We start from the raw sequence: 10,462 nt of genomic DNA, 5'->3' as shown, positions 1-10,462 counted from the left end.
GGCTGACGCTAATCCGGCGTAGGCGTCACCGCGCCGGCCCGGCACGTGCAGATAAGGGCAGATAGGGGTGGTAGCCGAAGCACAGCGGCACCGCCCGATCGCCCGTCGCCTCACCGTGGTGACCACGGCAAGCAACAGCGGATCGGCGCCGAAGTCCAGCTCAGCTGCCATTTCGTACGCCGATTCGGCGGCCACCCGCCAGCCCGGATGCGCGGCCAGCACACCCCGGCGCGATGTAGGTTTCCAGACCGCGTCGTCGACCGAGCACATCTGCGCTCTACCGCGCACTAACGCCGCGAACCTCGTGGCGGGCATACGACCCCCGCTGCACAAATCTACGCGTCGTGGCCGATGGGATTTGTTGCGTCGAATCGCACAGTAATAGGCACCTGAAGGTTGATTGGAAGGAAGACCCACATGAACACCCTCAAAGGCCGGGTGGCACGTGTTCGCGCATTGCTGAAACCGACTCCGGGTGGCTTGGCACCGCGTCAGGGCTGCACAAAATATCGTCCGGCACGCCACGAGTACCTCGAGCACGCCGGCATGGCGCGCGCGGCGCATCGCCTTTGAGGACTGTGAGCATCACACACGGCCGGCTGCAGCTTGGACGAGTTGGATGCGGGTCAAACCAAGAGCTAGCGCGACAGCGGGTCGTGCTGGATACGTTCTGGCGGAGCTCCTTTGGCGATCAGAGCGGCCTTGGTCGCCCGGATCATCGCCGGTCCGCCACTGATCAGGATTTGCCGGTCGCCCCAGCCGCCGTACTTGGTGACGACGTCGGGCAACCGGCCGGTTTGGCGAACGTGCAAGCCACGCGGCGGTGACACGTCGGGATAGTCGGCGGCCCAAGACGGATCGCGGTTGTACTCCGATACCGGCGAAACCGAAAGCCACGGATTGTGCGCCGCAATCTGCCACAGCGTGCGCAGGTCGTACAGCTCGCAGAGGTAACGCGCGCCGAAGAACAGGTGCACCCGTGGGTTCTCGGCGTAGCGACTCAGCTCCATGATCAATGCGCGTAGCGGTGCCAGCCCGGTGCTGCCGGCGACCATCAACACGTCGCCGCCGTCGCGGTCGACCCGCAGCCCGCCGTGCGGACTGGACAGTCGCCACCGGTCGCCCAGGCGCGTTTCGCAGACGATGGCGTTGCTGACGATGCCGCCGGGAACCACACGGACGTGAAATTCGATCCCGCCGCCGCCGGCGTCGGGGGGTATCGCGGGGCTGAGGAATCGCCAACGACGCGGGCATTGCGGGACATGGACGTTGAGATACTGGCCCGCGTGAAAATGCAGCGGGTGGTCCGGCTGCACCCGGACGACCGCGAGATCCCTTGATACCCGTGATTGCTCGATGACCGTGGCGTCCCACCAGGCGGGCCCGTCGTCGGATTCGGCGGCGCCGCTCATCACTCCGGTGATCAGGTTGAGCGACTGATCGGCGGCCCTTTCGACGGCACCGGTCCAAGCCTCGGACAGGCAACTGCGCAGCGTCGCATACAGCGCGCGGCGCAGCGTGTCGTAATGTGCTGGTAGCACGCCGTATTTGCGGTGGTCCCGGCCGAGTTGGGCCAGGAAGGCCACCGGTTCCTCGGCACGTTGGGCGACGAGTTCGCCGAATATCCAGCGCAGGGCGTGCGCGAAAGCGGCTCGCTGGCCATCCATTTCGGGCGGGAACAGGTCGCGCACCGAGACGTCAAGGGCGAACCAGTGTGTGTAGAACCGGTGGACGAGGTCTGGATCATCGGGGTTGAAGGCGTCGTGCAATACCCGCAGCGCGTCCCGGTCCTCAAGCCCCACGGACCCCAACTCTAAGCCCGTCGTGGAATAGCGGGGATTGGATCAGCACCGCTCGGTGTCCCGGCGGCCTACCGGGACCTGAATCCACTCGTGCAGCGGGTGTGAACCCCTCGTGCGACACCAAGGGGCCAGCACTTCTCAACCGGTTTGCGAAAGATGTTCAACCGGTTTGCGAAAGACATCATGCAGAATGCACTGATTCCCTAGCATCGAGCCGTGGTCTGGCCGGAGCCCTCATCGCGGGTACGTCAGCTCATCCGCGCGGGAGCGAGAATTGTCCTCGACAGCAGCCAAGACTTTTTAGCCGGCGTTGCCCGCGCCATGATCGCCGCCAATCCGACCGTCGCAAACGACCCTGCGCTGGCGACATTGGTCAGCCAAGCCAGTCGTGCCAATTTGATCCACTTTGCCACCGCCTGTCTGCGCAACCCCGGCGCCCCGGTGCCCGCCAACCTCGGCGCCGAGCCAGTGCGGATGGCCCGCGAGCTGATACGTAGCGGCCTCGCTGACTCCGCGCTCGATATGTACCGCATCGGACAAAACGCCGCCTGGCAGCGCTGGCAGGACATCGCGTTCGGTCTCACCCGCGACCCTCAAGAACTGCGCGAGCTGCTCGAGTTGCAGTTTGGGTTGGCCAACGATTTTGTCGACGCCACCCTCACCGGCATCGCCGCGAACATACAGGAGGAATACGACCAACTGACCCGTGACGGTCGTGCCGAATGCCGCAAGGTCGTTGAGCGGATTCTTGACGGTGCTCCCTTCAGTCGTGAGCGCGCCGAAGCGCGATTGGGCTATCCCCTCGACCGGTCTCACACCGCCGCCATCATCTGGAGCGACCCACCCAACGGTGATCCCGGCATCCTCGACCGAGTCGCCGACGCATTCGGTCACGCCGTGGGATGCTCGCGTCCGCTTACCGTGGACGCCAGCGGCGAGACCCGCTGGGTGTGGGTCAAAGACACCGATCTCCCGGACAGCGAGCAGATCGAACCGGTGCTCGCCAGCGCGCCACAGGTGCGCCTCGCGATCGGGACAACCGCCATTGGAGAAGACGGGTTCCGGCGCAGTCACCTGGAAGCCCTCGCCACCCAGCGCATGATGTACCGGCTCCGGTCGCACCAGCGCGTAGGCCGTTTCGCCGACGTTCAAATGGTTGCCTTGCTCACCGAAAACTCCGACGGCGCAGACAATTTCATCGAAACCACGCTCGGAGAATTTGCCGCCGCCAGCCCCACCCTGCAGCACACCGTGCTGACATACATCAGTGAACAATGCAACGCTTCCCGGGCCGCCAAGCGCCTCTTCACCCACCGCAACACCCTGCTGCACCGACTCGACACCGCTCAACGGCTCCTCCCGCAACCCCTCGACCAATCCATCATTGAGGTCGCCGTCGCACTTCAGGCCGTGCGGTGGCGCGGTACTCATACCACCCAGGAGCACCACAACGGCGCGGTGCCCACGGCACAACAAGGCGTACATCACCGACCTCGTCGGCGTCCGGAAGCAGCTCGGCGGGCAGAAGGATTCCACCAGCGTTGAGTGGAGCAGACTCCATCTAGGGTTGAGCGGAACAGACTCAACCTTGACGGCGTTAAAGAAGCCGACAAGCATTTTTAGGTAGCCCGAACGGAGGTGTCGTGGACTCTTTCAATCCGACAACCAAGACGCAGGCGGCTCTGACCTCGGCCCTCCAGGCGGCCTCAGCCGCCGGAAACCCCGAGATCAGGCCCGCTCATCTGCTGATGGCGTTGCTGACGCAGAACGACGGGATCGCCGCACCGCTGTTGGAGGCTGTGGGTGTTGAGCCCGCCACCATTCGCGACGAAACCCAGCACCTGCTGGATCGGCTGCCCCAGGCCACGGGTTCGAGTTCGCAGCCGCAGCTGTCGCGGGAATCGCTCGCTGCCATCACTACGGCGCAGCAGCTGGCCACCGAGATGGACGACGAATACGTCTCCACCGAGCACCTGATGGTGGGGCTGGCCACCGGCGACTCCGACGTCGCCAAACTGCTGACCGGCCACGGAGCCTCGCCGCAAGCATTACGTGACGCGTTCGTGAAGGTGCGCGGCAGCGCCCGCGTCACCAGCGCCGACCCCGAGTCCACCTACCAGGCGCTGGAAAAGTACTCCACCGACCTGACCGCCCGGGCCCGCGAAGGCAAACTCGACCCGGTTATCGGGCGGGACAACGAGATTCGCCGTGTCGTGCAAGTACTCTCCCGTCGCACCAAGAACAACCCGGTGCTCATCGGCGAGCCCGGCGTCGGCAAGACCGCGATCGTGGAGGGCCTGGCTCAGCGCATTGTCGCCGGCGACGTTCCGGAGAGCCTGCGTGACAAGACCGTCATCGGCCTGGACCTCGGCTCAATGGTGGCCGGCGCCAAGTACCGCGGCGAGTTCGAGGAGCGGCTCAAGGCCGTGCTCGACGACATCAAAAGCTCTGCGGGACAGATCATTACATTCATCGACGAGCTGCACACCATCGTCGGGGCCGGCGCGACTGGTGAATCGGCGATGGACGCCGGCAACATGATCAAGCCCATGCTGGCCCGCGGCGAGCTGCGGTTGGTCGGCGCCACCACGCTCGACGAGTACCGCAAGTACATCGAAAAGGACGCCGCGCTGGAGCGCCGCTTCCAGCAGGTGTTCGTCGGTGAGCCCTCGGTGGAGGACACCGTCGGCATCCTGCGAGGGCTCAAGGACCGCTACGAGGTGCACCACGGGGTTCGGATCACCGACTCCGCGCTGGTGGCAGCCGCCTCCCTATCCGACCGCTACATCACCGCCCGGTTCCTGCCCGACAAGGCCATCGACTTGGTCGACGAGGCCGCCAGCCGGTTGCGCATGGAAATCGACTCGCGGCCGGTCGAGATCGACGAGGTCGAGCGCCTGGTGCGCCGGCTGGAAATCGAAGAGATGGCGCTGGCCAAGGAGGAGGACGAAGCGTCCAAGGAGCGCCTGGAGAAGTTGCGGGCCGAGTTGGCCGACAAGAAGGAACAGCTTGCCGGTCTTACCTCGAAGTGGCAGAACGAGAAGAACGCGATCGACGTGGTTCGCGAACTCAAGGAACAGCTCGAGGTATTGCGCGGCGAGTCCGAGCGCGCCGAACGCGACGGCGACCTGGCCAAGGCTGCCGAACTGCGCTATGGACGCATTCCCGAAGTCGAGAAGAAGCTCGACGCCGCAGCGCCTTTGGCCGCCGACAGCGGCACAGCCCGTGAGGACGTGATGCTCAAGGAAGAGGTCGGTCCCGACGACATCGCCGACGTGGTGTCGGCATGGACGGGCATTCCGGCCGGGCGGCTGCTGGAAGGTGAGACGGCCAAGTTGCTGCGCATGGAAGACGAGCTGGGCAAGCGGGTCGTCGGGCAGAAGAAGGCCGTGCAGGCGGTTTCCGACGCCGTGCGCCGCGCTCGCGCCGGGGTCGCCGATCCAAACCGGCCCACCGGCTCGTTCATGTTCCTCGGCCCCACCGGTGTTGGGAAGACCGAGCTGGCAAAAGCGTTGGCGGACTTCCTGTTCGACGACGACCGGGCGATGGTCCGCATCGACATGAGCGAGTACGGCGAGAAGCATTCGGTGGCCCGACTGGTAGGTGCGCCTCCCGGCTACATCGGTTACGACCAAGGCGGCCAGCTGACCGAGGCGGTGCGCCGCCGGCCCTACACCGTGGTTCTGTTCGACGAGATCGAAAAGGCCCACCCGGACGTGTTCGACGTGTTGCTGCAGGTGCTCGACGAGGGCCGTTTGACTGACGGTCAGGGCCGCACGGTCGACTTCCGCAACACCATCCTCATCCTGACCTCGAATCTCGGGTCGGGCGGCAGTGATGAACAGGTGATGGCTGCGGTGCGCTCAGCGTTCAAGCCCGAGTTCATCAACCGGCTCGACGACGTGCTGATCTTCGACGGGCTCAACCCCAAAGAACTGGTGCAGATCGTCGACATCCAGCTTGAGCAGCTCGGCAAGCGGCTCGCGCAGCGGCGGCTGCAGCTGGAGGTATCACTGCCGGCCAAGCGGTGGCTGTCGCAGCGCGGCTTCGACCCCGTCTACGGCGCCCGGCCGTTGCGCAGGCTGGTGCAGCAGGCCATCGGCGATCAATTGGCCAAGATGCTGCTTGCCGGCGACGTGCACGACGGCGACCTGGTGCCGGTCAACGTCAGTGCGGACGGAGACTCGCTGGTCCTGGGCTAGGTGTCACCCAGCTCGAACGCACGGGTCTGGGCGCCGGCGTCGATGATCGCCTGGAGCCGCTCGCGGGCGACCGGCTGCGCGAGGGTTTCGCGACCAGCTGGTCCTCGATGCGCAAGCCGGTCGTGAGGTCCTCGGTCAGGGCGGCGTCGACCGCGCGTTTGGCCGCTGCGATGGCCCCCCGCGGGGGCCGACGCGATGCGTGCCGCCAGCTTGTCGACGAACGGCCGTAGTTCATCGACGGGCAGCGCGCGCTCGACATATCCCCAGGCCTCGGCGGTAGCGGCGTCGATGTCCAGGCAGCCGAGGATGACATCGAGGGCCCGGCCACGACCGACCAGCCGGGGCAGCCGCTGCGTGCCACCGCCACGGCAGATACCTTCGATGACCGCGATGGTGGCTTTCGACAGGGTGCGGAACATCTCCACGGTCGCGTGGACGCGTGTGCGATGAAGAACTCCGGGTCGGCCGAGTCGACGACGAGCACGCGAACTTCGTCGTCGGCCGCGACTTGGGCTGTGAGGCGCGCGATTTCGGTAAGCAGCGCCATGTCGAGGAGGTTGATCGGCGGATGGGCCGATCGTCGCCCGGCAAATGCCGCCGTCCATGACGATGCGAATGAGCCGGTAGTGCTTGGTAGTAGCCCAACATCCGTACGATTCCGAAGTCTTCGCGTAGCCCTGCTGGACGAGCTGCGTCAATCTGGCCATGGCGTTTCTGTTGATCTTGATACCGGGGATCAGGTCGGCGTTGTGCCAGGCGTTGGCCTTGGCGGTGGCACCACACAGCTCGACTTGCGCGCCCCGCTGAATGAGGGCGGCGACGACAGGCTTGTCGGGATTACCGGTGGCGATGTGACGGTTCGCGCTGTACGCCTCATCGTCGAGCGTCACATGTCCGGCATTGGTGTGGAACACGACGACCACCTGCGACTTCGCCTGCCAGTCCGCGGCGTCGGTGATGACGAGTCCCGCGTGGAAGAGAACGGCCGGCATGTCCCCCTCGAACGACAAAGAGGCCACGCTGACCGCGACCTTCACCTCGTCCAACTGGATCGGAATGTCGATATGCAACGGATCGTCTTAAGGTGACACCCAAGTACTCCTAATCGCTGACAGCCTTCCTCAACCCATCGTGCTGGGGCGCAGGTGGTTACTCGACGGGTGGGTAGCTGGCATTTTGCAGGAGCAGCAGAAACCGCGGATAGGTGCTGACTTTCTCTTGCAATGAACGCAATATCTTGAACCAGTATTCATCGGCGCCTCGCCCGAAACGCAGACCTGAGCCGACCAGAGTGCTCCCGAACGAAATGTCGGTCAGAAATAGCGCCCGTGCCCAGTCCAGATCAGACAGAGGCTCCTTGTTCCTGATAGCGGTTTTCAGCCGCGTAGTGAGCTGGTACCACCCATCTTCAGTGAATTGGCCCAACACCGGGCAGAGCAGCTTATAGGTGTGTTGCGCGGTCCCGGCGTACTCGTTGAGGGCGAGAATGATGAGCTTGCGCTCTTCGTCGGTCAGCTTGATCGCGACAAGCTCAGGATCGGTCATCGGTTGAGCCTAGCGAGCTGCAAGGACAACGGCGGTCGACCGCAAAGTGATGGCTTGCGCGGCCCAGGCTTGGCTATCCCATCCCATGAGCAGCAGGCCTTGACATCAACAATTCCGAACGTCCAACCGACACACCTGTGTCGGTTCGCTTAACCTTCGTGATCATCTGGAAGCTCGCCCAATACCGGCGGGTGGTGGTGGTCGTGCGGTGGGTGGACGGGGTGAGGTCCCGTCGCGGGTGAATCCCAGGGCGTGCCGCCGCCGAAAGGAAGCACCGGCATTCGCGCGCCTCCTTGTGTGATGCCGGGCGCGGGCTTAGGTGCCGGCGCCTCGACCGGCGCACCGACTGGTGGGTTGGGCGGCGCAGGTGCTCTGGCCGCCGGCGGCCCGGCAGGCCGCGGCTCGGCGGGTGCGGGCAGAGGGTTGTCGACGAGTTGCCCGGGCTTGAACGATTCGACGCTCCCGCCGAACTTGTCGCGCACGTAATTAGGGTCCTTCTTCAGGTTTGGCTTGAATACGGTGCCACAGTCAGCTCCGCGCGGATCGCGCACAATCAGCACATTGTCTTTAGGGTCATAGATAACTGGGGCGCCGTCGCTGCCGCTGGGCCCCAGTCGCAGGCCTGTTGGGTTTTCGATCGACCTCTTCAATTTTCCGTAGATCAACTCAGCGAGTTGGTCTTTGGTCATCCCGGGGAAATCGCCCATATGTCCGTCGGGCCCACTGGCGTGCCCGTAGGCGATTTTCTGGGCGGCCCGCATTAGTGGGTCGCTGCTCCAGCCTCCCGGTGGGGGAACGGGCTCCGGATGCGGCGCGTCTTTGAAAGTGTGGTTGTCGACGAGTTGGACCCCGGAGTGCTTGTCGTCGCCGGCGACGGCGTCGTCGATGCCGGGCGCCTCCTGGAACGTAAGGGTGTCGATGCCGTTGGTGGCGGCGCCGATCTGCGTGGTGATCTCTTGATCCTTGGCGACCAGCGTGGCGACCCGGTGGCGGATAAAGGCGGCGTGGCCTTGAGCCTGGGCAAGGCGTGCCGCCCGGAACTCTGCCGAACCGCCTCGCGAGCGGTCAGTAACCGAGTAATCGTCACCGACATCGAAGCCATCCGCGCGGGCATCGGCTACGGCATCAAGCGCTCCCGCTTTGCAGGCCTGTAACTGGTCGTCTGCTCGCCGGGCAACGGCAGCGGCCTCGTGCAGCTGGTAGGAAGCGCCGCGAACCTCGACCATGTCGCGGTAGGACCGCTCCTGCGCCCGGGTTGCGGCCTGACCTTTCCATGGGGTGCCGCCGGGGGTGGACACTCGGTCGTGGATTTGGGTGAAGACCTGCTCCCACAGCTTGGCTGTGCGTGTCCAATAGTCGGCCGCCTCAAGCAGATACGTGGTGTCCATGGTCTGGATTTGCGACAACGTTGGCAGTGGTGTGCTGACCGCCATTTAGCACACCTTCGGCACGTCGAGCGCCCGCAACCGGGCAGCCGAGTCGGCTTCGTTCTCGGCGTAACGACCAACGGCGGCCGCGAGTTCGGTCGCAGTCGCCTGCACTCGGTACGTGCATCTCATGCCAGCCGCCGCTATCTCTGCGTGGGCAGTGTTGACCGCCGCTGCGCTGCCCGGCCATGACGACCCCAAACCAGCTGGCGGGGTATTGCCGGCCAGCGTGCCTGCCAATGATTCACACCAGCCAGCTTGCGCACGCAGTCCCTCGCCGCTGACCCACAGCTCTGCAGTGCCCCGGCGCGATTCCATGCCGCAGAGTGTAGGGACCGCGATGCGTGGTCAGCACTTCAGCGACTCGCCTGCAAGCGTCTATCGGAAATACCCGGCGGGCCGGCGGCGCGACTGATGCCGCGTTCCGACCCCCGGGGCCGGCAAAGACCCGCTCGGAGGTGCTGTTGGGCCCCAACCGCGCGAAGTTACCCAACGTCACGGCCCCTGGCGAGAGGGCGCTACAGTCCGGACCGCCAACGAGCCCAGCAAACCTTAATTCTGTTGTGACCTGCTGGCATTCTCGGTTAAGGGCCAGTAGCAGATAGGCTATTCACCAATGGTCCCGCTTTGGTTCACACTGTCCGCACTGTGCTTCGTCGGTGCGGTGGTGTTGCTGTACGTCGACATCGATCGACGCCGTGGCCGCAGCCGACGCCGCAAGTCGTGGGCGCGGTCGCACGGATTCGACTACGAACGTGAGTCAACCGAGATACTGAAGCGCTGGAAGCGCGGCGTGATGTCGACCGTGGGTGACGTCGCGGCCCACAACGTGGTGCTGGGTCAAATCCGCGGCGAGGCGGTGTACATCTTCGACCTCGAAGAAGTCGCCACCGTGATCGCGCTGCACCGCAAGGTGGGCACCAACGTCGTGGTCGATCTGCGGCTCAAGGGGCTCAAAGAGCCACGGGAGAGCGACATTTGGTTGTTGGGCGCGATCGGGCCGCGGATGGTGTACTCCACCAATCTGGACGCGGCCCGGCGGGCCTGCGACCGGCGCATGGTCACCTTCGCGCACACTGCGCCCGACTGTGCCGAGATCATGTGGAACGAACAGAACTGGACGCTGGTCAGCATGCCCATCGCGAGCACTCGCGCCCAGTGGGACGAGGGTCTGCGTACCGTGCGCCAGTTCAACGACCTGCTGCGGGTTTTGCCGCCGCTGCCGGCCGAGACCCCGCAGGAATCGGGCGAGCCGAAGCCACGCAGCGCGGCACCGAGCCGTCCCTTGGCCCCGGCAGGCCGGGCGGAGCTGCCGCCCCGGCGCACCGACCAGGATGTGGCCGGGCTGCTCGGCGAGGCGGGTCGCCGCGGCGCGGCTCGTGAGGCCGAGCCGGTGCATCGTGAGGAGGGCCGCCCCGAGGCGGGTCAGCGCCCGCCGCATGGTCGCAACGGCAGTCAGGCCACCCACTACCAGCGTTAACGGACC

The 10,462-nt window shown here is 65.2% G+C and carries 8 protein-coding genes and 1 pseudogene; 3 read left to right on the top strand and 6 right to left on the bottom strand.

The window, feature by feature from the left end:
- Nucleotides 1-52 precede the first annotated feature (52 nt).
- A pseudogene (locus tag MSIMFI_RS27750) lies at nucleotides 53-225 on the bottom strand (aldose 1-epimerase); the annotation flags it as partial.
- A gap of 413 nt (nucleotides 226-638) precedes the next feature.
- Entirely contained in the window at nucleotides 639-1,802 is a 1,164-nt protein-coding gene (locus MSIMFI_RS03395; protein ID WP_191496129.1) for an FAD-binding oxidoreductase, read from the bottom strand.
- Between the two features lie 216 nt (nucleotides 1,803-2,018).
- Between MSIMFI_RS03395 and MSIMFI_RS03390 the strand changes: the two genes are divergently transcribed.
- Both MSIMFI_RS03390 and clpB read left to right on the top strand, forming a co-directional pair.
- Nucleotides 2,019-3,347 (top strand): Rv1453 family transcriptional regulator, encoded by a 1,329-nt coding sequence (locus tag MSIMFI_RS03390; protein WP_191496128.1) that lies wholly within the window; start codon nucleotides 2,019-2,021, stop codon nucleotides 3,345-3,347.
- Between the two features lie 98 nt (nucleotides 3,348-3,445).
- On the top strand, nucleotides 3,446-6,004 hold the full coding sequence (gene clpB / locus MSIMFI_RS03385) for an ATP-dependent chaperone ClpB (RefSeq protein ID WP_191496127.1): 2,559 nt from the start codon (nucleotides 3,446-3,448) through the stop codon (nucleotides 6,002-6,004).
- Here clpB and MSIMFI_RS27745 read toward each other — a convergent pair.
- From MSIMFI_RS27745 to MSIMFI_RS27740, 4 genes are all read right to left on the bottom strand, one after another.
- Nucleotides 6,001-7,074 carry a DsrE family protein gene (locus MSIMFI_RS27745; RefSeq protein WP_224770051.1) on the bottom strand — a complete coding sequence of 358 codons (1,074 nt, stop codon included), beginning with the start codon at nucleotides 7,072-7,074 and terminating at the stop codon, nucleotides 6,001-6,003. The two genes, clpB and MSIMFI_RS27745, sit on opposite strands and share 4 nt — an antisense overlap.
- 79 nt (nucleotides 7,075-7,153) lie before the next feature.
- A complete protein-coding gene (locus MSIMFI_RS03370; protein WP_186241384.1) occupies nucleotides 7,154-7,549 on the bottom strand; it encodes a hypothetical protein in 396 nt (131 codons plus the stop codon).
- 149 nt (nucleotides 7,550-7,698) lie between these two features.
- Nucleotides 7,699-8,982, bottom strand: a complete 1,284-nt coding sequence (locus MSIMFI_RS03365; RefSeq protein WP_191496126.1) for a hypothetical protein — start codon at nucleotides 8,980-8,982, stop codon at nucleotides 7,699-7,701.
- Nucleotides 8,983-9,294 (bottom strand): hypothetical protein, encoded by a 312-nt coding sequence (locus tag MSIMFI_RS27740; protein ID WP_224770050.1) that lies wholly within the window; start codon nucleotides 9,292-9,294, stop codon nucleotides 8,983-8,985.
- 298 nt (nucleotides 9,295-9,592) lie between these two features.
- Here MSIMFI_RS27740 and ttfA point away from each other — a divergent pair, with 298 nt between their 5' ends.
- Nucleotides 9,593-10,456, top strand: coding sequence for a trehalose monomycolate transport factor TtfA (gene ttfA / locus MSIMFI_RS03355; RefSeq protein ID WP_191496125.1), 864 nt, complete (start codon nucleotides 9,593-9,595; stop codon nucleotides 10,454-10,456).
- Nucleotides 10,457-10,462 lie beyond the last annotated feature (6 nt).

Origin of the sequence: Mycobacterium simulans, from assembly GCF_900232995.1 — a bacterium.
In the GTDB taxonomy this organism is placed as follows: Bacteria; Actinomycetota; Actinomycetes; order Mycobacteriales; family Mycobacteriaceae; genus Mycobacterium; species Mycobacterium simulans.
Note: the sequence above shows the minus strand (reverse complement) of the source record. Positions and strands in the feature narration are given on the sequence as shown.